21 protein-coding genes, 1 tRNA gene, 3 rRNA genes and 1 other annotated feature are annotated in these 24989 nt (G+C 53.1%); of the genes, 15 read left to right on the top strand and 10 right to left on the bottom strand.

Features of this window, described 5'->3' with window-relative positions:
• The first annotated feature begins 12 nt into the window (after positions 1–12).
• From rplS to SK58_RS07690, 3 genes are all read left to right on the top strand, one after another.
• Complete coding sequence (rplS, locus tag SK58_RS07680; RefSeq protein ID WP_002914145.1) at positions 13–360, top strand: 50S ribosomal protein L19; 348 nt, start codon at positions 13–15, stop codon at positions 358–360.
• Positions 361–492: 132 nt separating this feature from the next.
• Positions 493–897, top strand: a complete 405-nt coding sequence (locus SK58_RS07685; protein WP_045911905.1) for a DUF2946 domain-containing protein — start codon at positions 493–495, stop codon at positions 895–897.
• A gap of 38 nt (positions 898–935) precedes the next feature.
• Positions 936–2306 (top strand): PepSY-associated TM helix domain-containing protein, encoded by a 1371-nt coding sequence (locus SK58_RS07690; protein WP_045911904.1) that lies wholly within the window; start codon positions 936–938, stop codon positions 2304–2306.
• 2 nt (positions 2307–2308) lie between these two features.
• Here the strand turns inward: SK58_RS07690 and SK58_RS07695 are convergent, their stop codons facing one another.
• The 4 genes from SK58_RS07695 to SK58_RS07710 all read right to left on the bottom strand — a co-directional run bounded on the left by SK58_RS07695 (position 2309) and on the right by SK58_RS07710 (position 5084).
• Positions 2309–2794 carry an OmpA family protein gene (locus SK58_RS07695; protein WP_017382956.1) on the bottom strand — a complete coding sequence of 162 codons (486 nt, stop codon included), beginning with the start codon at positions 2792–2794 and terminating at the stop codon, positions 2309–2311.
• A 12-nt stretch (positions 2795–2806) separates the two neighbouring features.
• Positions 2807–4027: a diguanylate cyclase DgcN/YfiN gene (gene dgcN / locus SK58_RS07700; protein ID WP_017692859.1), complete on the bottom strand. Its 1221-nt coding sequence runs from the start codon at positions 4025–4027 to the stop codon at positions 2807–2809.
• A complete protein-coding gene (locus tag SK58_RS07705; RefSeq protein ID WP_032619208.1) occupies positions 4020–4556 on the bottom strand; it encodes a regulatory sequestration protein YfiR in 537 nt (178 codons plus the stop codon). Before SK58_RS07705 ends, dgcN begins: the two co-directional genes overlap by 8 nt.
• Positions 4557–4709: 153 nt before the next feature.
• Positions 4710–5084 (bottom strand): DUF2799 domain-containing protein, encoded by a 375-nt coding sequence (locus SK58_RS07710; RefSeq protein ID WP_032649145.1) that lies wholly within the window; start codon positions 5082–5084, stop codon positions 4710–4712.
• A gap of 212 nt (positions 5085–5296) precedes the next feature.
• On the opposite strand from SK58_RS07710, the gene aroF reads away from it, so the two are divergent.
• The 3 genes from aroF to SK58_RS07725 are packed head-to-tail and all read left to right on the top strand — an operon-like array spanning position 5297 to position 8432.
• The gene (gene aroF, locus SK58_RS07715) at positions 5297–6367 is read left to right on the top strand and encodes a 3-deoxy-7-phosphoheptulonate synthase AroF (RefSeq protein WP_006811632.1); all 1071 of its coding nucleotides are present in this window, start codon (positions 5297–5299) and stop codon (positions 6365–6367) included.
• Positions 6368–6377: 10 nt separating this feature from the next.
• Positions 6378–7499 carry a bifunctional chorismate mutase/prephenate dehydrogenase gene (tyrA, locus tag SK58_RS07720; protein WP_045906905.1) on the top strand — a complete coding sequence of 374 codons (1122 nt, stop codon included), beginning with the start codon at positions 6378–6380 and terminating at the stop codon, positions 7497–7499.
• Positions 7500–7559: 60 nt separating this feature from the next.
• The gene (locus SK58_RS07725; protein ID WP_045340486.1) at positions 7560–8432 is read left to right on the top strand and encodes an SMP-30/gluconolactonase/LRE family protein; all 873 of its coding nucleotides are present in this window, start codon (positions 7560–7562) and stop codon (positions 8430–8432) included.
• Here the strand turns inward: SK58_RS07725 and pheA are convergent.
• The 4 genes from pheA to bamD form a co-directional block, all read right to left on the bottom strand.
• Positions 8429–9589 carry a bifunctional chorismate mutase/prephenate dehydratase gene (gene pheA / locus SK58_RS07730; RefSeq protein WP_015571567.1) on the bottom strand — a complete coding sequence of 387 codons (1161 nt, stop codon included), beginning with the start codon at positions 9587–9589 and terminating at the stop codon, positions 8429–8431. The two genes, SK58_RS07725 and pheA, sit on opposite strands and share 4 nt — an antisense overlap.
• Positions 9590–9619: 30 nt before the next feature.
• Positions 9620–9745 (bottom strand) — a sequence feature (Phe leader region).
• Positions 9697–9744, bottom strand: coding sequence for a pheA operon leader peptide PheL (gene pheL, locus SK58_RS22835; RefSeq protein ID WP_100229775.1), 48 nt, complete (start codon positions 9742–9744; stop codon positions 9697–9699). Its footprint overlaps the feature before it by 48 nt.
• A 104-nt stretch (positions 9746–9849) precedes the next feature.
• Positions 9850–10191 (bottom strand): ribosome-associated translation inhibitor RaiA, encoded by a 342-nt coding sequence (gene raiA, locus SK58_RS07735; RefSeq protein WP_003863162.1) that lies wholly within the window; start codon positions 10189–10191, stop codon positions 9850–9852.
• A gap of 267 nt (positions 10192–10458) precedes the next feature.
• On the bottom strand, positions 10459–11196 hold the full coding sequence (gene bamD / locus SK58_RS07740; RefSeq protein ID WP_003863164.1) for an outer membrane protein assembly factor BamD: 738 nt from the start codon (positions 11194–11196) through the stop codon (positions 10459–10461).
• A 131-nt stretch (positions 11197–11327) separates the two neighbouring features.
• Between bamD and rluD the strand changes: the two genes are divergently transcribed.
• From rluD to SK58_RS07785, 9 genes are all read left to right on the top strand, one after another.
• Positions 11328–12308 carry a 23S rRNA pseudouridine(1911/1915/1917) synthase RluD gene (gene rluD / locus SK58_RS07745; RefSeq protein ID WP_017383977.1) on the top strand — a complete coding sequence of 327 codons (981 nt, stop codon included), beginning with the start codon at positions 11328–11330 and terminating at the stop codon, positions 12306–12308.
• A complete protein-coding gene (gene yfiH / locus SK58_RS07750; RefSeq protein ID WP_039270053.1) occupies positions 12305–13036 on the top strand; it encodes a purine nucleoside phosphorylase YfiH in 732 nt (243 codons plus the stop codon). Before rluD ends, yfiH begins: the two co-directional genes overlap by 4 nt.
• A gap of 129 nt (positions 13037–13165) precedes the next feature.
• On the top strand, positions 13166–15739 hold the full coding sequence (gene clpB, locus SK58_RS07755) for an ATP-dependent chaperone ClpB (RefSeq protein WP_017692862.1): 2574 nt from the start codon (positions 13166–13168) through the stop codon (positions 15737–15739).
• A gap of 429 nt (positions 15740–16168) precedes the next feature.
• A 16S ribosomal RNA gene (locus tag SK58_RS07760) occupies positions 16169–17710 on the top strand.
• A gap of 84 nt (positions 17711–17794) precedes the next feature.
• A tRNA-Glu gene (locus tag SK58_RS07765) sits at positions 17795–17870 on the top strand.
• Between the two features lie 182 nt (positions 17871–18052).
• Positions 18053–20958 (top strand): 23S ribosomal RNA (locus tag SK58_RS07770).
• A 65-nt stretch (positions 20959–21023) separates the two neighbouring features.
• Positions 21024–21139 (top strand): 5S ribosomal RNA (gene rrf / locus SK58_RS07775).
• The 16S, 23S and 5S rRNA genes sit together here with 1 tRNA gene alongside, the layout of an rRNA operon.
• Positions 21140–21267: 128 nt before the next feature.
• Positions 21268–21720 (top strand): DUF4385 domain-containing protein, encoded by a 453-nt coding sequence (locus tag SK58_RS07780; RefSeq protein WP_032619240.1) that lies wholly within the window; start codon positions 21268–21270, stop codon positions 21718–21720.
• Between the two features lie 151 nt (positions 21721–21871).
• Positions 21872–23179, top strand: coding sequence for an MFS family transporter (locus SK58_RS07785; protein WP_017383558.1), 1308 nt, complete (start codon positions 21872–21874; stop codon positions 23177–23179).
• On the opposite strand, the gene SK58_RS07790 is transcribed toward SK58_RS07785, so the two are convergent.
• Positions 23176–23499 (bottom strand): YfiM family lipoprotein, encoded by a 324-nt coding sequence (locus SK58_RS07790; RefSeq protein WP_003860739.1) that lies wholly within the window; start codon positions 23497–23499, stop codon positions 23176–23178. The genes SK58_RS07785 and SK58_RS07790 overlap by 4 nt on opposite strands.
• Positions 23500–23544: 45 nt before the next feature.
• Entirely contained in the window at positions 23545–24900 is a 1356-nt protein-coding gene (gene pssA, locus SK58_RS07795; protein ID WP_026094276.1) for a CDP-diacylglycerol--serine O-phosphatidyltransferase, read from the bottom strand.
• Between the last annotated feature and the right edge of the window lie 89 nt (positions 24901–24989).

The raw sequence follows: 24989 nt of genomic DNA on the forward strand, positions 1-24989 counted from the left end.
AGAGATTAAATTATGAGCAACATTATTAAGCAACTTGAACAAGAGCAGATGAAGCAGGACGTACCTTCCTTCCGTCCAGGTGACACCGTGGAAGTGAAAGTATGGGTTGTTGAAGGTTCCAAAAAACGTCTGCAGGCATTCGAGGGCGTGGTTATCGCTATTCGTAACCGCGGTCTGCACTCTGCATTCACTGTTCGTAAAATTTCCAACGGCGAAGGCGTTGAGCGTGTCTTCCAGACTCACTCTCCGGTAGTTGACAGCATTGCTGTTAAACGTCGTGGTGCTGTACGTAAAGCTAAACTGTACTACCTGCGTGAGCGTACTGGTAAGTCTGCTCGTATTAAAGAGCGTCTGAACTAAGATTCGCTTAAGCGACATCCTGTTAGAAAGGGCTGGCCGAAAGGCTGGCCCTTTTTTTATCCCATCGCACCTCTCGCGTTAACCCTTCCGTCATAAATCATTTACAATGTTCGCCTCTTGGGTGGAGGGTAAGTGGATAACGTACTGCATCAGCATAGCTGGAAACGCGCAGCGGCATTGACCGCGCTGTTTGCGATCCTGCTGATCGTCGTGGCGCCGCTGATCTCCGTCTCGCTGCAAAAAGATCCCATGAGCGCCATGCCGGGCATGCACCACGACATGAGCATGATGTCGATGGACGAGCATCATGGTGATATGCCGCATTCTATGCCAGTTGACCATGCGGAGGCGTGCGGCTACTGCGTGCTGTTAGCGCATGTTCCGGGCGTGATGCTGGCGCTTATCGTTCTGCTCAGCGTGGTGTTGCAGCGGCTGCGCGTGAAGCCGCCTCGTCAGGCGGTCAGCCACTGGCACTTTTTCCCCTGGCTTTACCCCAATACCCGCGCGCCGCCGCGTCGGTCTGCTTTCTCCCTTTAAAACAAAATCACTCACTTTTTGCCTTAAAAAGGAAAAGTATGACTACCTGCACTCCGCGCGCGGCATGGAGAAACCTGCTGCGTCGCCTCCATTTCTATATCGGGCTGTTTGTCGGTCCGTTTATCTTCTTCGCAGCGCTGACCGGAACGCTGTACGTCGCCACGCCGCAGCTTGAAAAGGCGCTGTACCATCATGCACTCCACACGGATGCCGTGGGTGAGGCGCAGCCTCTTGCTGAACAAATTGCCGTGGCGGAAAAGGCCGTGGGTTCAGCGCTGCGTTTACATGCTGTACGTCCGGGGCTGGAAGGGGGCGAAACGACCCGCGTGATGTTTGCCGACCCGGCGCTGGGTCCCTCCGAGCATCGGGCTATTTTTATTGATCCCACCAGCCTTGAGATTCGAGGGGATATGACCGTGTACGGCACCAGCGGGATTTTACCGCTGCGTCAGACTATCGATTATCTGCATACCTCGCTGATGCTGGGCAACATCGGGCGCCTCTATAGCGAGTTAGCCGCCTCGTGGATGTGGGTTGCTGCCCTGGGCGGGATCGCGCTGTGGTTCTACACCCGACCGAAGCGCCGTATTAACAATCGTTTCCAGAATCGTCGTCGCCTGCATGTGATCTTAGGCTGGACGTTACTGGCGGGAATGCTGCTGTTCTCAGTCACCGGGTTAACCTGGTCACAATGGGCCGGTGGCAACGTCGATAAGCTGCGTGCAGAGATGAACTGGCTGACGCCGCAGGTAAATACCACCCTTTCCGGTGCGCCGGAAATGAGGGATGAACACGCCGAACATCGTGGTCATCACGGGGAAATGACGATGCCTGAAATGCCAGTCAAACTGTCGCTTTTTGACAACGTATTGCAGGTCGCCCGCCAGTCAGGGATTGATGCGAACAACGTTGAGATCCGTCCGGCAAGCAGGGTCGACCAGGCCTGGACGGTGACGGAAATCGATCGCCGCTGGCCAACGCAGGTTGATGCCGTTGCCGTGGATCCCCACTCACTGAAGGTGCTGGACAGCACTCGCTTCGGGGATTTCCCGCTGATGGCTAAACTCACCCGCTGGGGCGTGGATTTCCATATGGGGATCCTGTTTGGTCTGGCAAATCAGCTGCTGCTCATCGCGTTTGGCGTTGCGCTGTGTGTGTTAATTATCTGGGGATACCGGATGTGGTGGATGCGTCGCCCTGCAACGTCAGCCGCGAATCCGGTACAGACGCTCTGCCAAAGCTGGCTGGCATTGCCGCTGTGGGGAAGGGGAATGACGTTCCTGATAAGCCTCCTGCTGGGGCTGGCGTTGCCGGTAATGGGCGTCAGTCTGGCGGTCTTTATTGTGATTGACTGGCTGCGCTGGCGAGCAGGTTCAGGCGTGTCGCTCGCCGGAACAGCCGTTAAATAGCCTTAAGGCGTGCTGATGACTACCGCAACCCGGCGGTTTTCAGCGCGCCCCTGCGCAGTGCGGTTGCTGCTGACAGGGTATTTTTTGCCTAAGCCCCGCGTAGTGAGATTGCTGCGCGGGATGTTCGCGCCCTTCGCCCAGGCATCCGCCACAACATTGGCACGTTTTAACGAAAGCGCTTCGTTGTAGCTCTCTTCGCCATAGTTATCCGTATGGCCATCCATCCTGGCGTGGTTCAGACCGGTTGCCGCCAGGCGTGAGGCCATAGTCTGGATCTGCGTTTCACTTTCCGGGCGCAGCCTGGCGTCATTTTTATCAAACAGGATCTTATCCGACAGGCCCAGAGACCAGTCGCCATTCAGTTCGTTAAAGCCGTAGGATTTCATGGCCGCAATTTGCTCTGGCGTGAATTTTCCTTCAGGGGATGACTGGCATCCGGACATTACCAGTGATGCCAGTATTAACGGCGCAAAGTATCGCTTTAACATATCGTCTTCCTTTCAGGATATTGTTTTCGAACGCTGGTTTTTGACCAGATACATATTGCGATCGGCTTGCTCCAGTAATGCTTCAACGGAGGCATTTTCCCACGCCAGAGCAAAGCCAATGCTGAGGGACATTGATGCTGTGTGCCCGTTATGCAGATCAAACGGACGGATAAATTGCTGCGACAGCGCAGCGCAAATAAATTCGACCTCACGTGCGGTGTGGACGCCGTAAAGGATCATGGCAAATTCATCGCCGCCAAGACGGTAAGACTGATGACGTTTTTCGCCAAACTCGACCATCCTTTTGGCGGCTTCGATCAGTACGCAGTCACCCGCGGCATGACCCCAGGTGTCATTGATAACCTTGAAGTTATCACCGTCCAGGAAGAGCAGGGCAGAATTGGTTTTTGCTGAAGCGTCGTTCATTAATGCCGCAATGTTGTTGCGAAACGCGGCGCGGTTTGCAAGCCCCGTGAGCGGATCGTGCATAGCGGTACGCAACAGTTGAGCGTTTTTCGCCTGTAGCTTGAGCTGCCACTCTTCCATTTCATCCAGCAGGCTGTTGAAGTCTTCACCAAACTGGTGGAACTCTTCAATGCGGCCTTCCGTTACCCGGCGAGAGAAGTTGCGGTTAGTGCGAACGTCATGCACAACGTCAGTGATGTTTTGCATTTCAACAACCATGCCATGATGTAGCGAGCGGGTGATGGTCAATGCGACGGCAGAGGCAAAAAGAATGCAGCCGGTGAGGACCGCAAATGAGAGCCAGATAAAGTGGCTAATCAGGCTGTCTCGCGCGGTCAGACGAATTTCGCCAATCACATTGCCATTATGTATGATGGGCTGTGCAACAGGAACAGGGAACAACCACCGGTTGACCAGCGCGCCCAGCGTGTCGGTATTATCCGCCGGGTTCCATGACCACCAGGCAAACCGTTTATGATGTGCGTTAAGCACTTCCGCCACGGCGAACTGCCCCTGCTTGCCGAGGGTCGCCAGCGTTTCATTTGCCGCCACGGCATCGTTGAACACCAGAGAGGCTTCAAGGCTGTGGCTCATGGTGGCGCCGGTAAGTTCGAGGTTTTTTTGCGCGTATTGCTTTAATGTCACCACGGAAGCGAAACACAGCAGCAACCATATAAACGTCATCGTTATAATGACGCTTATCATGCTGATTCGTCGCAACGTTCTTTTAAACGTCGGACGCGGTGTTGGTGCGACTTCCTTATTCATGCTTCTTATTCCGTGCGAGCATTAATACATCCGGATTGACTCTTACGCCACTGCGCGCCAGCGCATCCAGATTTACGGAAAACCTGACGAGGTTGTGCTCTATTATCAGACAAAATGCGCTGCCAATAACGCATTCAGGATTTTGTTCTGACATTAATAGCAACGCCTGGCCCTGATATTGATTTATTATTTCCTGTTGTTTTGCCGGCGACTCGCTCCCGAAATAGAGGGCATCACACCTTGCTGCGAGTGCTTCCCGATCGCTGTGCACAATGACAGGACTATAGGGCAACGGGTTGTGTTCATCTTCACTGCTGAGCGCCTGTCTGTAATGGGAAGAGGCATAAATACAGAGCTTAGGCTGGCCGGACAGTGCTGGCCATCGGGTGTAGCTCACAATGCCAGAAACAATCGAACGTACTGATTTATCCGTTTCCGTGAACGAGCCTGCCGTTGCAGGGGCTACTAAAATGAACAGTATTAGCGCCAGGGGGAGTCGGAGCAAAGCGATCAAGATTGCATTTCTCATCAGAATCCGCCAAACCGCCCCGGAAATAGATGTCCTTAAGAATTGTCGGCAGAATACCATTGTTTATCAAAGCCGTCATTATGTCAGAAATATCCCTGTTTTGACCTAAGCTAAATCTTACAGTGAGCTATATTCAGAGGAATTAAGGCAGGCTCAATTAAGCCTGCTGGAACGCATACTTTCATCCAATCCTTGTTGCCAGGATTCATGCAGTTTTACTGCATTTTCAGTTGCATCGCAGCTGGCAGGAAATGATTTGCCCGCTAATCCCCAGGCGTGAATAAAGCCCTCTTCGCATATTTTTTTCTGTCCGTCAGCGTAGCCACGAAGATATTCCGCTCGATCAACCTGAGGGTCATTAAAACTATCGGCCAGAGCCTGGTTATCTTTAACCGGAACACCATTCATAGCGTCTTCTTTACCGGCCGTGAACCAGTCCGGTCTGGTCCAGTCAGGCTGAAAAGTATAAGGATTGATCTGGCAACCCGACAAAATCAGCGACAACAACATAAAAGCAATTGAACGCATGGCTATTCTCCTTTTTGTGAGCATAGCCTGGCTTACAGGCGTGCGTGTGTAATTTTAACTTTACGATTTTAGGCCATTATTTTTGCAATTAAAGGGTCGGTGTAAAGTAATGTGTACGTATTTTGGATTGAAATCTTTACTTAATGTGATATCGTTGTGTCACCTCTTCGAGGAAAACCACTATCGCAAACGAGTTTGACAGGATCGCAATCATGCAAAAAGACGCGCTGAACAACGTACATATCACTGACGAACAGGTGTTAATCACCCCGGATCAACTGAAGGCGGAATTCCCGCTGAGCGTCGCGCAGGAAGCTCAGATTGAGCACTCGCGCCAGACCATTTCTGACATTATCGCTGGCCGCGATCCGCGCCTGCTGGTGGTATGTGGTCCTTGCTCTATTCACGATCCTGAAACCGCCATTGAGTACGCTCGTCGATTTAAAGCATTAGCGGAGGAGGTCAGCGATAGCCTCTATCTGGTGATGCGCGTCTATTTTGAGAAGCCACGTACGACCGTTGGCTGGAAAGGGTTGATCAACGATCCGCACATGGATGGCTCGTTTGATGTGGAAGCAGGACTGAAAATTGCGCGTCGCCTGCTGGTGGAACTGGTGAGCATGGGGCTGCCGCTGGCTACCGAAGCGCTGGATCCGAACAGCCCGCAGTACCTGGGCGATCTCTTCAGCTGGTCTGCGATTGGGGCGCGCACCACCGAGTCACAAACCCACCGCGAGATGGCGTCTGGCCTGTCTATGCCGGTTGGTTTTAAAAACGGTACCGACGGCAGCCTGGCCACGGCGATTAACGCCATGCGCGCCGCCGCCATGCCCCATCGTTTTGTCGGGATCAACCAGGCGGGCCAGGTATGCCTGCTGCAAACGCAGGGCAACCCGGACGGGCATGTGATCCTGCGCGGTGGTAAAGCGCCAAATTACAGCCCGGCGGATGTCGCGCAGTGTGAAAAAGAGATGGAACAGGCGGGACTGCGTCCGGCGCTGATGGTAGATTGCAGTCATGGTAATTCGAATAAAGATTACCGTCGCCAGCCTGCGGTTGCAGAATCTGTGATTGCTCAGATTAAAGATGGCAACCGTTCAATTATCGGCCTGATGATTGAAAGTAATATTCATGAAGGCAATCAGTCATCGGAACAGCCGCGTAGCGCGATGAAGCCCGGCGTCTCGGTCACCGATGCCTGCATTAGCTGGGAAACCACCGATGCGCTGCTGCGTGAGATCCACAAAGATTTGAACGGCCAGCTGGCGACGCGTCTGGCATAAGAGGGTAGTTATGGTTGCTGAATTGACCGCATTACGCGATCAAATTGATGAAGTGGATAAGGCGTTGCTGGATCTTCTGGCGCGCCGCATGGCACTGGTTGCTGAGGTCGGCGAGGTTAAAAGTAAATACGGACTGCCGATTTACGTTCCGGAGCGTGAGGCCTCTATGCTCGCCTCCCGCCGTAAAGAGGCGCAGGCCCTGGGCGTATCACCTGATTTGATTGAGGACGTCCTGCGTCGCGTGATGCGGGAGTCCTATTCCAGCGAAAACGACAAGGGCTTCAAAAGCCTCTGTCCGTCGCTGCGCCCGGTGGTTATCGTCGGTGGTGGCGGGCAGATGGGGCGTCTGTTTGAGAAAATGCTGACGCTTTCTGGCTATCAGGTGCGTATTCTGGAGAAAGAGGACTGGTCGCACGCGCCGGAGCTGATGAAAGACGCCGGAATGGTTATCGTCAGCGTGCCGATCCATGTGACGGAGCAAATAATCGCGAAACTTCCTCCGCTGCCGCAAGATTGCATACTGGTGGACCTGGCCTCCGTTAAAAATGGTCCGCTACAGGCAATGCTGGCGGCGCACACTGGCCCCGTGCTTGGGTTACACCCGATGTTTGGCCCGGACAGCGGAAGCCTGGCGAAGCAGGTAGTGGTTTACTGTGACGGACGGCAGCCGGAAGCCTACCAGTGGTTCCTGGAACAGATCCAGGTCTGGGGAGCACGTTTGCACCGCATTAGCGCGGTAGAGCATGACCAGAACATGGCGTTTATTCAGGCGCTGCGCCACTTTGCAACCTTCGCCTATGGGCTGCACCTGGCGGAAGAGAACGTTCAGCTTGAACAATTGCTGGCGCTTTCCTCGCCAATCTATCGTCTGGAGCTGGCGATGGTCGGGCGACTGTTTGCCCAGGATCCGCAGCTTTACGCCGACATCATCATGTCGTCTGAAAATAATCTGGCGCTGATCAAGCGCTATTATCAGCGTTTTGGCGAAGCGATCACCTTGCTGGAACACGGCGATAAACAAGCCTTTATCGACAGTTTCCGTAAAGTGGAGCACTGGTTCGGTGATTACGCCACGCGATTCCAGAGTGAAAGCCGCACGCTGTTGCGCCAGGCAAATGACAGTCGCCAGTAATGCGATGATGTATATACTGAAAGCCAGCATTGCTGGCTTTTTTCATTTTGGGGAACTGTCATGGCTGAACCGCAGCTGCTGTTGAACTATACCGGGCATCTGCCCGAATGCCCGACGTGGAGTGCAGAAGAGAAGGCGCTCTACTGGGCGGATATCCTGGAAGGGGAGATCCATCGGTACCATCTGCCCACCGCAGAGCACTCGGTGCTCTCATTCCATGAAGAAGTTGGGTGTTTTGCCCTGCGTGAACGCGGCGGATTTATCGTCGCGATGCGAAACGCCATCTGGCTGACCGATAAACACGGCCTGCTCCAGCGTAAGGTTTGCGATAACCCGTCCAACCCGCAGCTTGCACGCTTTAACGATGGCGGTACCGATCATCAGGGACGGTTTTATGCGGGCACGTTCTGGGGGCCGGGAGATTATAACGGCGCCATGCTGATGCGTATCGACAACGACCTGACGCCGCAAGTGATCCAGTGCGATATTCACGGGCATAACGGTTTAGCGTTTAGTCCTGATAAACGGTGGATGTTTACTTCTGATACGCCGAACGGCGTGATCTACCGTACGCCGCTTGATGAGCAGGGAGAACCCGGTAAGCGCGAAGAGTTTCGCCGGTTTAGCGAGGGAGAAGGTATACCCGACGGTGCGGCAATGGATGAGGAAGGCTGCTACTGGAGCGCACTGTTTGACGGCTGGCGTATCGCACGGTTTTCACCGCAAGGCGAACAGCTGGAAGAGTATCGGCTGCCGGTACGCTGCCCGACAATGGTCTGCTTTGGCGGCGACGATATGAAAACGCTGTTTATCACCACCACGCGGGAAAATATGGAGGCGGAGGAGCTGGCGAAATATCCGCTTTCCGGTGCCATCTTCACCCTGCCTGTAAATGTGGCAGGGATGAAGAAAAGCCGCTTTATCGAACGTTAAGCCGGATCGACCGGGACCACGTTTTCGCTCGGATAGCAGCCCAGCACTTTCATGGAGCGTGTGATCTCGCCCAGTTCGCGCAGGGCTTTCTGCATGGACGCAGACTCCAGGTTGGCCTGAACGTCGAGATAAAACATTTCTTCCCACGGGTTGCCATGTATTGGGCGGGATTCCAGCTTCGTCATGATCAGGTTGTGATTACGCAGCACCAGCAGCGCTTCAACCAGCGCACCCGCCTGCTGGCCGGTCGCCATCAGCAGGGTGGTTTTCGCCGGGACCTGGTCCGACACGTTGATGGCCTTGCGGGCCAGAACCACGAAACGGGTGATATTCTGCGTCTGGTTGGCCAGATTGCGTTCCAGCACCTGTAAGCCATACAGCGCGCCGCCCGCTTCGCTACCGAGAGCCGCGACGGCAGAAGAGTTTGCCTGCGCCACTTTTTCCATCGCCGCCGAGGTGCTTTCGGTGTATTCAATTTTCCAGTGCGGATAACGGTTCAGGAACTGGCTGCACTGCTGGAACGGCTGCGGGTGGCTGTACACCGTTTCGATCTGACTCAGATCGGTTGAGCCAGAGACCAGCACGCAGTGATCGATAGGGATAGTCAACTCGCCGACTAACGACAGGCTGGTGTGCTGGAGCAGATCGTAAACATCGTTGATGGCACCGGAACTGGTGTTCTCAATAGGCACTACGGCGTAATCTGCCTGGCCGGTTTCGACCTGGTTGAAAATGTCTGCAAATTTCGCGCAGCCGCTCTCAATAAACTCTTCGAAATGGCGGGCTGCGTACTGGCGAGCTGCCAGGTGAGAATAGGACCCTTTCGGGCCGAGGAAAGCGATACGAGCAGAGTGCGGGTTGGTTTTGTTCAGATGCTGCTGGAGCAGGGCTTGTTGCGTCAGAACGGAGTCTTCGATGATGAGCTGGAACAGGCGGGTGATGTAGTGCGCATCCAGATGATGCGCTTTGCCGAGTTGAATCAACCGTTCCAGTAAATCACGTTCGCGATCGATATCGCGCACCGGCCGATGGGACTCGAGCTTGGCTTTGCCCACTTCAACGGCGAGCGCGCGGCGTTCTGCCAGCAGGGCCAGTAATTTTTCGTCGAGTGCACTGATTTTTACGCGTAAATCCAGGAGCGGGTTTTCCGGTGTCATAGTGTTGTCTGTCTCATTTTATCGTTATCAATAAAAAAGGCCTCCCGGTGTGGGAGGCCTTGTTGTTCGTCTTCGCATTCTTTATCACACGACGAAACGCCTCCCGGTCAGGGGAAGGTAAAAAAGAATGCGAAGAAAAACGGCGTCTGTTTCATAAAGTCATCCTGAAATTGATAGGGTTAAAGTACCTGCACTGTTTTGATCCTGTCAATAAAAAACGCGCCCGAAGGCGCGTTGTCGGTACACTCAATTTTAGAGGATTACTCTTCTTCAACTTCTTCCGCGAAGCTGGCGTCTTTCACCGAGGTTGCGGCGCGACGTGCTTCACCTTTGTGTTGCACTTTATTGAGCTGCCGTTCCAGCTTGTTGATCAAATCGTTAATTGCGGTGTACATATCCTCGTGTTTTGCGCTGGCGACCAGATGGCCGTTTGGAGTATTGATAGTTGCATCAGCGATGAAACCCTGCGGCTCCTTGGACAGGATGATATGTGGATTAATCAAATGTGTTTGCCATTTATCCAGTTTGGCGAGACGGTCTGCGACATGCTGGCGGATTGCCGGAGTAATTTCCATTTGTTTACTGGTAATGTTCATTGTCATAAATTTTACCTCTTGTCTTTCCGTCTTGGTGATTCCAGCATACCCGACCTAATGTCAAAATGTGTGATTTAGATCACGTTATTTTGTCGGTTTTTGTCAGGGAATCTTTTTTGTGAGGCAGGGCAGGAAGAGGTGAGATTTACCTTGTCGAAGCCAACAATTGCGGTCATAGTTGAATGGATGTGTTGAAGCTAAACCGCTTCAGCGTAAGTGTGAAAGAATAAAAAAACGGCAGCCCGCGGGCTGCCGTTATGCGTTGTAGCGGTATCAGGTGTTGCTGCTGTTCGCGGCGATGATTTTCGCCACTTTGTCAGCCTGAGCCGTCATCTGCATCTGGCGATACGCATTTTCCATCAGCTTCAGGCCATCACGCGTGGCCTGGGTATCCGGATAATCACGCAGCATGCCTTCTACACGGTTAACCACGGCAACCCATGCGCCACGGCGGGTGTAGTATTCCGCAACGGAGTACTCATATTTCGCCAGACGATCTTTCAGGAATACCAGACGCTTAGTGGCATCGGTAATGTACTGGCTGTTCGGGTAGCTACGCACCAGTTTGGAGAAGTCATTGAAAGCATCACGCGCATGTTGCGGGTCACGGTCGGAACGATCCACCCCGAAGAAGCCCTGCAATGCACTGTCATCCAGCGCCATGTTAGTCAGGCCGCGCATGTACATCACGTAATCGATGTTAGGATGGGTAGGGTTCAGACGCATGAAACGATCGATAGTTGCCTGAGCCAGCGGCAGATCGGCATTTTTGTAGTAGGCGTAGATAAGATCTAACTGTACCTGCTGCGAATACGGACCAAACGGATAGCGATTATCCAACGCTTCCAGTTGCGTTATCGCCTGTTTCCAGTTACCGTCCTGCAACTTTTGTTGTGCAGTCGCATAGATTTCATTCGGCGGATTGTCAGGGACCTGTTCATTCGAACCGGAGCAGCCCACCAAAGCCAGGCTCAACGTGGCCGCTGCCACCAGATATTTCATGCGCGTCATGACGTTTTGACTTTCCTCAAATGTTTGTCCGGGAGAAACTCAGTTCCTGCTCCCGATTAAGACCAGCTACAATAGCACACTATATTAAACGGCAAAGCCGTAAAACCCAACGTTAAACGAAGAAGCAGTTTATGGCACAACGAGTAGAACTCACCGCAACAGTCTCCGAAAATCAGCTCGGTCAACGCTTAGATCAGGCTTTGGCCGAATTGTTCCCTGATTATTCGCGTTCACGCATAAAAGAATGGATCCTTGACCAGCGCGTGCTGGTAAACGGCAAGATCTGGGACAAACCAAAAGAGAAAGTGTTTGGTGGGGAAGCTGTCGCCATCAATGCTGAAATCGAAGAGGAAGTCCGCTTCGAGCCGCAGGATATCCCGCTGGATATCGTCTACGAAGATGACGATATTCTGGTCATCAACAAGCCGCGCGACTTTGTTGTTCATCCGGGCGCGGGCAATCCTGACGGTACGGTACTTAACGCTCTCCTTCATTATTATCCGCCGATTGCCGACGTACCGCGTGCCGGTATCGTTCACCGTCTGGATAAAGACACCACGGGTCTGATGGTGGTGGCGAAGACGGTCCCAGCTCAGACTCGCCTGGTGGAATCTTTGCAATTGCGCGAAATTACCCGTGAGTATGAAGCGGTGGCGATCGGGCATATGACCTCTGGTGGCACAGTTGAAGAGCCTATCAGCCGTCACCCAACCAAGCGTACGCATATGTCCGTACACCCGATGGGTAAACCGGCGGTAACCCACTACCGCATCATGGAACATTTCCGTATTCATACGCGCCTGCGTCTGCGTCTGGAAACCGGGCGTACTCACCAGATCCGCGTGCACATGGCGCATATTACCCATCCGCTGGTGGGTGACCCGGTTTACGGCGGTCGTCCGCGTCCACCAAAGGGCGCATCGGATGAATTCATCTCCGTGCTGCGTAAATTCGATCGCCAGGCGCTGCATGCGACGATGCTGCGTCTTTATCACCCAATTACTGGAATTCAGATGGAATGGCATGCGCCGATCCCACAGGATATGGTGGAACTTATCGACGCGATGCGCGCAGATTTCGAAGAACATAAGGATCACGTGGACTGGTTATGACCAAACTGATTGTCCCGGCGTGGCCACTGCCTGAAGGCGTGGCCGCCTGTAGTTCAACCCGTATCGGTGGCGTGAGCCAGGGCGCGTGGGAGTCTCTGAACCTCGGTGCGCACTGTGGCGATAACCTGGAGCACGTTGAAGAGAACCGTAAACGCCTCTTTGCTGCGGGAAACCTTCCTTCAAAACCGGTCTGGCTTGAGCAGGTGCACGGTAAAGCGGTGCTGAAGCTGACGGGGGAGCCCTATGCGTCTAAGCGCGCCGATGCTTCGTACAGCAATACGCCGGGAACGGTTTGCGCGGTGATGACTGCTGATTGCCTGCCGGTGTTGTTCTGCAATAAGGCAGGAACTGAAGTGGCTGCTGCCCACGCCGGATGGCGAGGCCTGTGCGAAGGCGTGCTGGAAGAGACCGTTGCCTGCTTCCATGACGATTCTGCAAATCTCATCGCCTGGCTTGGCCCGGCGATTGGCCCGCAGGCGTTTGAGGTCGGGCCCGAAGTGCGCGATGCCTTTATGGAAAAAGATCCGCAAGCGGTCGAAGCGTTTGTGGCTTCCGGAGATAAATATCTGGCCGATATTTATCAGCTTGCCCGCCAGCGCCTGAATAACGTCGGCGTGACCCAAATCTTCGGCGGAGATCGCTGTACCTTCACCGAAAAGGGTGATTTTTTCTCCTATCGCCGCGACAAGACGACAGGTCGTATGGCAAGTTTCATTTGGCTGATATAACCTAAAGAATCAAGACGATCCGGTACGCGCCGTTTTCTTTTCACATAATTCAGGTTATTAACCTTGAATAATTGAGGGATGACCTCATTTAATCTCCAGTAGCAAATTTGACCTGTTATGGGAGGAGTTATGCGTCTGGATCGTCTTACTAATAAATTCCAGCTTGCTCTCGCCGATGCCCAGTCCCTCGCACTGGGGCACGACAACCAATTTATCGAACCTCTTCATTTAATGAGCGCCTTGCTGAATCAGGAAGGGGGATCGGTACGTCCTTTATTAACGTCCGCTGGCATTAATGCCGGCCAGTTACGCACCGCCATCGATCAGGCGCTGAGCCGTTTACCGCAGGTAGAAGGTACCGGCGGCGACGTGCAGCCGTCGCAGGATCTGGTGCGCGTGCTGAACCTTTGCGACAAGCTGGCGCAAAAACGTGGGGACAACTTTATTTCGTCAGAGCTGTTTGTTCTGGCGGCGCTTGAATCACGCGGTACCTTAACCGACCTGCTGAAATCCGCCGGTGCAACCACCGCTAATGTGACCCAGGCGATTGAGAAAATGCGCGGAGGTGAAAGCGTGAACGACCAGGGAGCCGAAGACCAACGTCAGGCTTTGAAGAAATTTACGGTCGACCTGACCGAACGTGCCGAGCAGGGCAAACTTGACCCGGTAATCGGCCGTGACGAAGAAATTCGTCGGACTATCCAGGTACTGCAACGCCGTACCAAAAACAACCCGGTGCTGATTGGTGAGCCAGGCGTCGGTAAGACCGCCATCGTTGAAGGGCTGGCGCAGCGTATCGTTAATGGCGAAGTGCCCGAAGGGCTGAAAGGCCGTCGCGTACTGGCGCTGGATATGGGCGCGCTGGTGGCCGGGGCGAAATACCGTGGTGAATTTGAAGAGCGTCTGAAAGGCGTGCTGAACGATCTGGCGAAACAGGAAGGTAACGTCATCCTGTTTATCGACGAACTGCACACCATGGTGGGGGCGGGTAAAGCTGACGGCGCAATGGATGCCGGGAACATGCTGAAACCTGCGCTGGCACGTGGTGAACTTCACTGCGTCGGCGCCACTACGCTGGACGAGTACCGTCAGTACATTGAAAAAGATGCCGCGCTGGAGCGTCGTTTCCAGAAGGTGTTTGTCGCTGAACCAAGCGTAGAAGATACCATCGCCATTTTGCGTGGTCTGAAAGAGCGTTATGAGCTGCACCATCACGTGCAGATCACCGACCCGGCCATCGTTGCGGCGGCGACGCTTTCGCATCGTTACATTGCCGACCGTCAGTTGCCGGATAAAGCCATCGACCTTATCGATGAAGCGGCGTCCAGCATCCGTATGCAGATTGACTCGAAACCGGAAGAGCTGGACCGACTCGATCGCCGCATTATCCAGCTCAAGCTGGAACAGCAGGCGCTGAACAAAGAGTCTGACGAAGCGAGTAAGAAACGCCTCGATATGCTTAACGAAGAACTGGACGAGAAAGAGCGTCAGTATTCTGAGCTGGAAGAAGAGTGGAAAGCTGAGAAAGCCTCCCTCTCTGGCACCCAGACAATCAAGGCGGAGCTGGAGCAGGCGAAAATTGCCATTGAGCAGGCCCGTCGCGTAGGAGATCTGGCGCGGATGTCCGAGCTACAGTACGGCAAGATCCCTGAGCTGGAAAAACAGCTTGAGATCGCCACGCAGTCGGAAGGCAAAACCATGCGTCTGTTACGTAATAAAGTGACGGATGCCGAGATTGCCGAAGTGCTGGCGCGCTGGACGGGTATTCCTGTGGCTCGCATGATGGAAAGCGAACGTGAGAAACTGCTGCGTATGGAGCAGGATCTGCATCAGCGCGTCATTGGACAGAACGAAGCGGTCGAAGCGGTATCTAACGCCATTCGTCGTAGCCGTGCGGGGCTGTCCGATCCGAATCGTCCAATCGGCTCGTTCCTGTTCCTGGGGCCAACCGGTGTCGGTAAAACCGAGCTGTGTAAAGCGCTGGCTAACTTTATGTTCGACAGCGATGACGCGATGGTGCGTATCGATATGTCCGAGTTTATGGAGAAACACTCCGTCTCGCGTCTGGTCGGTGCGCCTCCGGGATATGTCGGTTATGAAGAGGGCGGTTACCTGACGGAAGCGGTTCGTCGTCGTCCTTATTCCGTCATCCTGCTGGATGAAGTGGAAAAGGCTCATCCTGACGTGTTTAACATTCTGTTGCAGGTGCTGGATGATGGGCGTCTGACGGACGGGCAGGGAAGAACGGTCGACTTCCGTAACACGGTGGTGATCATGACCTCGAACCTGGGTTCCGATTTGATTCAGGAACGCTTCGGTGAGCTGGATTACAGCCATATGAAAGATCTTGTGCTGGGTGTGGTCAGTCAAAACTTCCGTCCGGAGTTCATCAACCGTATTGATGAAGTGGTCGTGTTCCATCCGCTGGGCGAGAAACACATCGCGTCGATTGCGCAGATCCAGTTGCAGCGTCTGTACAAACGTCTGGAAGAGCGTGGGTATGAAATCCACATTTCCGACGATGCGCTGAAACTGCTGAGCGAGAATGGTTACGATCCTGTTTATGGTGCGCGTCCGTTAAAACGTGCTATCCAGCAGCAGATCGAAAACCCGCTGGCACAGCAAATCCTCTCTGGGGAGCTGGTTCCGGGCAAAGTTATTCGTCTGGAAGCCAACGACGATCGCATTGTGGCAGTGCAGTAAGTCACAAAACGCAAAAACGGGCCGCTTGCGGCTCGTTTTTGTTTAAAAACCAGGCGAAAATTGAGGTCTGGGATGTGATTTGCCTGGAAAGTGAGCGGTCAGTAAATAATTTTCACTTTATCCTTGCAGGTTCGGAATTACTCCCTATAATGCGCCTCCACTGACACGGAACAACGGCACGCAAGCCGCCGGGTCAGCAGAGAAAAGCAAAACAAACGCTTGACTCTGAAGCGGGAAAGCGTAATATGCACACCCCGCGCCGCAGCGAAAACGAAGCGGCACTGCTCTTTAACAATTTATCAGACAATCTGTGTGGGCACTCAAAGTGACATGGATTCTTAATGTCTTCGGACACTAAATGAATACCAAGTCTCAACGAGTGAACACGTAATTCATTACGAAGTTTAATTCATTGAGCATCAAACTTTTAAATTGAAGAGTTTGATCATGGCTCAGATTGAACGCTGGCGGCAGGCCTAACACATGCAAGTCGAACGGTAACAGGAAGCAGCTTGCTGCTTCGCTGACGAGTGGCGGACGGGTGAGTAATGTCTGGGAAACTGCCTGATGGAGGGGGATAACTACTGGAAACGGTAGCTAATACCGCATAACGTCGCAAGACCAAAGAGGGGGACCTTCGGGCCTCTTGCCATCGGATGTGCCCAGATGGGATTAGCTAGTAGGTGGGGTAACGGCTCACCTAGGCGACGATCCCTAGCTGGTCTGAGAGGATGACCAGCCACACTGGAACTGAGACACGGTCCAGACTCCTACGGGAGGCAGCAGTGGGGAATATTGCACAATGGGCGCAAGCCTGATGCAGCCATGCCGCGTGTATGAAGAAGGCCTTCGGGTTGTAAAGTACTTTCAGCGGGGAGGAAGGCGATAAGGTTAATAACCTTGTCGATTGACGTTACCCGCAGAAGAAGCACCGGCTAACTCCGTGCCAGCAGCCGCGGTAATACGGAGGGTGCAAGCGTTAATCGGAATTACTGGGCGTAAAGCGCACGCAGGCGGTCTGTCAAGTCGGATGTGAAATCCCCGGGCTCAACCTGGGAACTGCATTCGAAACTGGCAGGCTAGAGTCTTGTAGAGGGGGGTAGAATTCCAGGTGTAGCGGTGAAATGCGTAGAGATCTGGAGGAATACCGGTGGCGAAGGCGGCCCCCTGGACAAAGACTGACGCTCAGGTGCGAAAGCGTGGGGAGCAAACAGGATTAGATACCCTGGTAGTCCACGCCGTAAACGATGTCGACTTGGAGGTTGTGCCCTTGAGGCGTGGCTTCCGGAGCTAACGCGTTAAGTCGACCGCCTGGGGAGTACGGCCGCAAGGTTAAAACTCAAATGAATTGACGGGGGCCCGCACAAGCGGTGGAGCATGTGGTTTAATTCGATGCAACGCGAAGAACCTTACCTACTCTTGACATCCAGAGAACTTTCCAGAGATGGATTGGTGCCTTCGGGAACTCTGAGACAGGTGCTGCATGGCTGTCGTCAGCTCGTGTTGTGAAATGTTGGGTTAAGTCCCGCAACGAGCGCAACCCTTATCCTTTGTTGCCAGCGGTCCGGCCGGGAACTCAAAGGAGACTGCCAGTGATAAACTGGAGGAAGGTGGGGATGACGTCAAGTCATCATGGCCCTTACGAGTAGGGCTACACACGTGCTACAATGGCGCATACAAAGAGAAGCGACCTCGCGAGAGCAAGCGGACCTCATAAAGTGCGTCGTAGTCCGGATTGGAGTCTGCAACTCGACTCCATGAAGTCGGAATCGCTAGTAATCGTGGATCAGAATGCCACGGTGAATACGTTCCCGGGCCTTGTACACACCGCCCGTCACACCATGGGAGTGGGTTGCAAAAGAAGTAGGTAGCTTAACCTTCGGGAGGGCGCTTACCACTTTGTGATTCATGACTGGGGTGAAGTCGTAACAAGGTAACCGTAGGGGAACCTGCGGTTGGATCACCTCCTTACCTTAAAGAACCTGCCTTTGTAGTGCTCACACAGATTGTCTGATGAAAAGTAAATAGCAAGGCGTCTTGCGATTGAGACTGTACGTCCCCTTCGTCTAGAGGCCCAGGACACCGCCCTTTCACGGCGGTAACAGGGGTTCGAATCCCCTAGGGGACGCCACTTGCTGGTTCGTGAGTGAAAGTCACCTGCCGTCATATCTCAAAACTGACTTGCGAGTCATGTTTGAGATATTTGCTCTTTAAAAATCTGGATCAAGCTGAAAATTGAAACGACACACAGCTCATGTGTGTTCGAGTCTCTCAAATTTTCGCAATCAGAAGTGAAACATCTTCGGGTTGTGAGGTTAAGCGACTAAGCGTACACGGTGGATGCCCTGGCAGTCAGAGGCGATGAAGGACGTGCTAATCTGCGAAAAGCGCCGGCGAGGTGATATGAACCCTTGACCCGGCGATGTCCGAATGGGGAAACCCAGTGCAATCCGTTGCACTATCGTTAACTGAATACATAGGTTAACGAGGCGAACCGGGGGAACTGAAACATCTAAGTACCCCGAGGAAAAGAAATCAACCGAGATTCCCCCAGTAGCGGCGAGCGAACGGGGAGCAGCCCGGAGTCTGAATCAGCTTGTGTGTTAGTGGAACGGTCTGGAAAGTCCGACGGTACAGGGTGATAGTCCCGTACACGAAAGCACACATGCTGTGAACTCGAAGAGTAGGGCGGGACACGTGGTATCCTGTCTGAATATGGGGGGACCATCCTCCAAGGCTAAATACTCCTGACTGACCGATAGTGAACCAGTACCGTGAGGGAAAGGCGAAAAGAACCCCGGCGAGGGGAGTGAAAAAGAACCTGAAACCGTGTACGTACAAGCAGTGGGAGCCTCTTTTATGGGGTGACTGCGTACCTTTTGTATAATGGGTCAGCGACTTATATTCTGTAGCAAGGTTAACCGTATAGGGGAGCCGAAGGGAAACCGAGTCTTAACTGGGCGTTAAGTTGCAGGGTATAGACCCGAAACCCGGTGATCTAGCCATGGGCAGGTTGAAGGTTGGGTAACACTAACTGGAGGACCGAACCGACTAATGTTGAAAAATTAGCGGATGACCTGTGGCTGGGGGTGAAAGGCCAATCAAACCGGGAGATAGCTGGTTCTCCCCGAAAGCTATTTAGGTAGCGCCTCGTGAATTCATCTTCGGGGGTAGAGCACTGTTTCGGCTAGGGGGCCATCCCGGCTTACCAACCCGATGCAAACTACGAATACCGAAGAATGTTATCACGGGAGACACACGGCGGGTGCTAACGTCCGTCGTGAAGAGGGAAACAACCCAGACCGCCAGCTAAGGTCCCAAAGTCATGGTTAAGTGGGAAACGATGTGGGAAGGCACAGACAGCCAGGATGTTGGCTTAGAAGCAGCCATCATTTAAAGAAAGCGTAATAGCTCACTGGTCGAGTCGGCCTGCGCGGAAGATGTAACGGGGCTAAACCATGCACCGAAGCTGCGGCAGCGACACTATGTGTTGTTGGGTAGGGGAGCGTTCTGTAAGCCGTTGAAGGTGTGCTGTGAGGCATGCTGGAGGTATCAGAAGTGCGAATGCTGACATAAGTAACGATAAAGCGGGTGAAAAGCCCGCTCGCCGGAAGACCAAGGGTTCCTGTCCAACGTTAATCGGGGCAGGGTGAGTCGACCCCTAAGGCGAGGCCGAAAGGCGTAGTCGATGGGAAACAGGTTAATATTCCTGTACTTGGTGTTACTGCGAAGGGGGGACGGAGAAGGCTATGTCAGCCGGGCGACGGTTGTCCCGGTTTAAGCATGTAGGCGGAGGTTCCAGGTAAATCCGGTACCTTATTAACGCTGAGGTGTGATGACGAGGCACTACGGTGCTGAAGTGATAAATGCCCTGCTTCCAGGAAAAGCCTCTAAGCATCAGGTAACACGAAATCGTACCCCAAACCGACACAGGTGGTCAGGTAGAGAATACCAAGGCGCTTGAGAGAACTCGGGTGAAGGAACTAGGCAAAATGGTGCCGTAACTTCGGGAGAAGGCACGCTGATGTGTAGGTGAAGCCCCTGCGGGTGGAGCTGAAATCAGTCGAAGATACCAGCTGGCTGCAACTGTTTATTAAAAACACAGCACTGTGCAAACACGAAAGTGGACGTATACGGTGTGACGCCTGCCCGGTGCCGGAAGGTTAATTGATGGGGTTAGCGGCAACGCGAAGCTCTTGATCGAAGCCCCGGTAAACGGCGGCCGTAACTATAACGGTCCTAAGGTAGCGAAATTCCTTGTCGGGTAAGTTCCGACCTGCACGAATGGCGTAATGATGGCCAGGCTGTCTCCACCCGAGACTCAGTGAAATTGAACTCGCTGTGAAGATGCAGTGTACCCGCGGCAAGACGGAAAGACCCCGTGAACCTTTACTATAGCTTGACACTGAACACTGGTCCTTGATGTGTAGGATAGGTGGGAGGCTTTGAAGCGTGGACGCCAGTCTGCGTGGAGCCAACCTTGAAATACCACCCTTTAATGGCTGGTGTTCTAACGTGGACCCGTTACCCGGGTTGCGGACAGTGTCTGGTGGGTAGTTTGACTGGGGCGGTCTCCTCCCAAAGAGTAACGGAGGAGCACGAAGGTTGGCTAATCCTGGTCGGACATCAGGAGGTTAGTGCAATGGCATAAGCCAGCTTGACTGCGAGCGTGACGGCGCGAGCAGGTGCGAAAGCAGGTCATAGTGATCCGGTGGTTCTGAATGGAAGGGCCATCGCTCAACGGATAAAAGGTACTCCGGGGATAACAGGCTGATACCGCCCAAGAGTTCATATCGACGGCGGTGTTTGGCACCTCGATGTCGGCTCATCACATCCTGGGGCTGAAGTAGGTCCCAAGGGTATGGCTGTTCGCCATTTAAAGTGGTACGCGAGCTGGGTTTAGAACGTCGTGAGACAGTTCGGTCCCTATCTGCCGTGGGCGCTGGAGAATTGAGGGGGGCTGCTCCTAGTACGAGAGGACCGGAGTGGACGCATCACTGGTGTTCGGGTTGTCATGCCAATGGCACTGCCCGGTAGCTAAATGCGGAAGAGATAAGTGCTGAAAGCATCTAAGCACGAAACTTGCCCCGAGATGAGTTCTCCCTGAGACTTTAAGTCTCCTGAAGGAACGTTGAAGACGACGACGTTGATAGGTCGGGTGTGTAAGCGCAGCGATGCGTTGAGCTAACCGATACTAATGAACCGTGAGGCTTAACCTTACAACACCGAAGGTGTTTTGGCGAAGAGACGAAATTTTCAGCCTGATACAGATTAACAGAATTTGCCTGGCGGCTTTAGCGCGGTGGTCCCACCTGACCCCATGCCGAACTCAGAAGTGAAACGCCGTAGCGCCGATGGTAGTGTGGGGTCTCCCCATGTGAGAGTAGGGAACTGCCAGGCATCAATCAAGAAGAACCCCGTACCGTAAGGTGCGGGGTTTTTTGCTTTGTACGTGGAAAACATGCCGGATGGCGGCTTCCCCTTATCCGGCCTACAATTGTTAAAACAATTTTAACAATGGTGCCGCTTTGACTCGTCCCTTTGATTATCAACAAGATTTTGCCAATATTAATTTTCGCGAACATCCCGAACGGTATCAGGTGGGCCGGGGTGAGCAGGGCGTATTGATGGTCGAGCCTTATAAAAGCGAAATCCTGCCGCACTGGCGTTATAAAAATGCTGAAGTCGCAGCGCGTTCGGCAGAAGAGATCTACGCCCTTTTTGAAGAATACCGCAGGAAAAACGATTTTGTCGGCATGGATATGGCGCGTAAATTCATACAGATGGGATACACCCGTGCCCGGCGATACGCCAATCATAAAGGCGGTAAAAAGTATGATGAGAAGCGCCAGGTCAAACCCCTCGATCACGATCCAGTAAAAGCAGAAGCCGCTGCGGTGTTCAAAACGTGGTGGGATAAAATTCGTGCTGATGAAGATTATTTGCAGCGAAAAAAGGCTCACCAGCAAGCGTGGGGATAATTACTACGTCCGCTAATAATTCGATACCTGATCGAGTTCACAAAATCCAATGAAACATATTGGAAACATTTTATTTACCTAACGATTCGTTTTAAATCCGGTTTTACTGTTTGTGGGCAATGGCCCGCAATGTGAGACAGGGGATTTTAAAATGACAGAAACCGTAGCCAGTGCAGATACGGATAACACAAGTTTAGCAGGCAAGGATACTCGCCGTCGGGTTTGGGCAATCGTTGGAGCTTCATCGGGGAACCTTGTAGAGTGGTTTGATTTTTACGTCTATTCATTTTGTTCACTCTACTTTGCACATATCTTCTTCCCGTCAGGGAACACCACAACGCAGCTTCTGCAAACCGCAGGCGTTTTTGCCGCCGGGTTCCTGATGCGTCCCATTGGCGGATGGCTGTTCGGCAGGATCGCGGACAGGAAAGGGCGCAAGACATCCATGCTCATCTCCGTATGCATGATGTGCGTCGGCTCGCTGGTGATTGCCTGCCTTCCCGGATATGACACTATCGGAACATGGGCACCGGCGTTGTTGCTGCTGGCACGTCTGTTCCAGGGACTGTCAGTGGGTGGCGAATACGGCACCAGCGCGACATACATGAGCGAAGTAGCTGTTGAAGGGCGCAAAGGTTTCTATGCATCATTCCAGTATGTAACCCTCATTGGCGGTCAGCTGCTGGCGTTACTGGTTGTGGTGATCCTTCAACAAATCCTTAGCGATGAAGATTTACGCGCCTGGGGCTGGCGCATCCCGTTTGCCCTGGGGGCTGCCCTGGCGGTTGTGGCGCTGTGGTTACGCCGTCAGCTTGATGAAACCTCCCAGCAGGAGGTCAGGGCGCTGAAAGAAGCCGGTTCGATGAAAGGGCTGTGGCGAAACCGCAAAGCGTTTTTGATGGTATTAGGCTTTACCGCCGCAGGCTCGCTAAGCTTCTATACCTTCACCACCTATATGCAAAAATATCTGGTCAACACCACGGGCATGCATGCTAACGTTGCGAGTGTCGTCATGACGGTGGCGTTACTGGTCTTTATGCTCATCCAGCCGATTGTTGGCGCGCTGTCGGACAAAATAGGTCGCCGCACCTCCATGCTGATCTTTGGTGGCATGCTCACCCTGGGGACTGTTCCGCTTTTGACGGCGCTACAGCATACAACCTCTCCGTATGCCGCTTTCGCTTTGATTATGGTGGCACTTATTATTATTAGTTTTTACACGGCAATCAGTGGCATTTTGAAAGCAGAAATGTTTCCCGCACAGGTGAGGGCGCTGGGCGTAGGCCTCTCTTATGCGGTCGCTAACGCCCTGTTCGGCGGTTCGGCAGAGTATGTCGCGCTATCCCTTAAGTCATGGGGCAGTGAATCGACCTTTTTCTGGTATGTCACCATCATGGGGGCGCTGGCGTTTATTGTCTCCCTGATGCTGCATCGTAAAGGAAAAGGGATCCGCCTTTAATAATGCGCCATCTGCCAGACGGCGTAGCCGGTTGTTGCCCCGGCTACGTCCCAGGCAAAATCTTTCCAGCTCCAGCCGCTTCCCGAGGGGCGGCTATCCCAAAGTTCTTTTGATGCCCCCAGGCTGATGGAGAACATCAGCCCCATTGTGGCACTTCGATCCCGGCTATAACCCTGGTGCAGCGCATATTCATTACCCGCAGCGGACAACATTGCAGACGCCAGAAAGTGTTGAGCTTTATCCTGACCCGACCAGTTATCATTAGCCATATGGCTGCAACCGGTCAGGAAAAGAGGGATTATCAGGAAAGGCGTACGCATTAACAGACTCCATAGAAAAGCCCCGTCGATGACAGGGCTCGTGTATTACAGAATGCGGCTGATGAGGCGGTCGATACGGATCCGACGTAGACGGCGAATCAGCTTGCGAACTTTCACCGGATAATCAGCGATGCTTTGCAGATCGCGATAATGACGAACCACTGTAGTATGCGTGCGTATAAGCTCCAGCTCACGATCGCGTTTCGCGGCTAACGCATGCTGAGGATCGTGAATAAGGATGGCGTTTTCCAGATCCAGACGCCAGGCGCGTGGGTTGAGATTATTACCGGTCAGCAGCATCCACTCATCATCCACCCACATTCCTTTGAGGTGATAGCTGTTGTCTTCATCTTTCCAGAGACGCACAACCAGCTGGTCCGTGTTCACATAGTACTGTAAACGGCTCAGGAAGCGGCGCAGGTTAATCTCATAGAGATAAGGCAGTGCGCCGATGATCTTGAAAGGTTGATCTTCCGGAATGAAAAAGTCATTTGCCGTTTTATCCCCGACAATAATTTCCACCTTTTTACCATCACGCAGCAGCTGAATGATATTACGCACCAGAACGGCTGGAAGGTTGAAGTACGGGGTGCAGATGGTGAGCTTATGCTCCGCGCACGGCATCAAATGGAAGATGGTCTTGTTCAGCAGGCTGGATTTTCCCAGGCCTACCAGAGGCGTAACGGACAGTTCTTCATTACTGGCATCCCCCTGAAAACGATAAACCGCATCGCGCAGTTCCTGGCGGAAGGAGCGAACGTCGTTTTTGATTTCCGGGCTTTTCGGACGATGAGGATCGTCAAGACGGTGCACACCCCGGCCATGAACCAGGTTTTTATCAACCCAGTTGAACATGATGTCGGCCATCTGCGGATTGCGGATCAGATGGTAGCGATCGTAACGGTATTTATCGAGCTGATGGAGATACACATCATTCAGGCTGGCGCCGCTATAAAGGACGCTGTCATCAATGATAAATCCTTTAAAATGAAGAACGCCAAGCGCTTCACGGGTATTCACCGGTACGCCATATACCGGGATATCAATACCCGGATTTTCCTGGGCCGTGCGGCAATACCAGTCAGCATTGGTATTCGAGGCAGCCGCACCAATACGGCCGCGCTGAGCACGGTGCCAGTCAACCAGCACGCGAACATCCAGTTCTGGACGCTGACGTTTCGCTTCATAGAGCGCGTTCAGGATCGCACGCCCACCTTCATCTTGTTCAAGATAGAGCGCCACAATACAAATACGTCGCGTAGCGCTGGCAATCTTTTCAAGAAGCGTCTCCCGGAAATGAGCGGGAGCATAAAAGAACTCTACATCATCAACTGACTGAGAAATCTTCGGTAGTTGAGCAAGGTGTTGTTGATGTTTATTACGCTTAAATTTTGACAACATCACAGTGCGTTTCTTCTCTGTTCATTGAAGGGTTGTCTGTACCAGGCAAACAACATAAGCGGACAATGATACCCCAGTGCCGCGAAAAG

It is taken from the genome of Enterobacter sp. BIDMC93, assembly GCF_001037805.1.
Taxonomy (GTDB): Bacteria; Pseudomonadota; Gammaproteobacteria; order Enterobacterales; family Enterobacteriaceae; genus Enterobacter; species Enterobacter hormaechei_C.

Coding starts and splice junctions, on each gene's coding strand:
- tyrA (WP_045906905.1), top strand. CDS start 6,378: ATGGTTGCTGAATTGACCGCATTACGCGATCAAATTGATGAAGTGGAT.
- aroF (WP_006811632.1), top strand. CDS start 5,297: ATGCAAAAAGACGCGCTGAACAACGTACATATCACTGACGAACAGGTG.
- pssA (WP_026094276.1), bottom strand. CDS start 24,900: ATGTTGTCAAAATTTAAGCGTAATAAACATCAACAACACCTTGCTCAA.
- pheA (WP_015571567.1), bottom strand. CDS start 9,589: ATGACACCGGAAAACCCGCTCCTGGATTTACGCGTAAAAATCAGTGCA.
- rluD (WP_017383977.1), top strand. CDS start 11,328: ATGGCACAACGAGTAGAACTCACCGCAACAGTCTCCGAAAATCAGCTC.
- SK58_RS07710 (WP_032649145.1), bottom strand. CDS start 5,084: ATGCGTTCAATTGCTTTTATGTTGTTGTCGCTGATTTTGTCGGGTTGC.
- SK58_RS07790 (WP_003860739.1), bottom strand. CDS start 23,499: ATGCGTACGCCTTTCCTGATAATCCCTCTTTTCCTGACCGGTTGCAGC.
- rplS (WP_002914145.1), top strand. CDS start 13: ATGAGCAACATTATTAAGCAACTTGAACAAGAGCAGATGAAGCAGGAC.
- bamD (WP_003863164.1), bottom strand. CDS start 11,196: ATGACGCGCATGAAATATCTGGTGGCAGCGGCCACGTTGAGCCTGGCT.
- SK58_RS07725 (WP_045340486.1), top strand. CDS start 7,560: ATGGCTGAACCGCAGCTGCTGTTGAACTATACCGGGCATCTGCCCGAA.
- raiA (WP_003863162.1), bottom strand. CDS start 10,191: ATGACAATGAACATTACCAGTAAACAAATGGAAATTACTCCGGCAATC.
- SK58_RS07705 (WP_032619208.1), bottom strand. CDS start 4,556: ATGAGAAATGCAATCTTGATCGCTTTGCTCCGACTCCCCCTGGCGCTA.
- SK58_RS07690 (WP_045911904.1), top strand. CDS start 936: ATGACTACCTGCACTCCGCGCGCGGCATGGAGAAACCTGCTGCGTCGC.
- dgcN (WP_017692859.1), bottom strand. CDS start 4,027: ATGAATAAGGAAGTCGCACCAACACCGCGTCCGACGTTTAAAAGAACG.
- SK58_RS07695 (WP_017382956.1), bottom strand. CDS start 2,794: ATGTTAAAGCGATACTTTGCGCCGTTAATACTGGCATCACTGGTAATG.
- yfiH (WP_039270053.1), top strand. CDS start 12,305: ATGACCAAACTGATTGTCCCGGCGTGGCCACTGCCTGAAGGCGTGGCC.
- SK58_RS07785 (WP_017383558.1), top strand. CDS start 21,872: ATGACAGAAACCGTAGCCAGTGCAGATACGGATAACACAAGTTTAGCA.
- clpB (WP_017692862.1), top strand. CDS start 13,166: ATGCGTCTGGATCGTCTTACTAATAAATTCCAGCTTGCTCTCGCCGAT.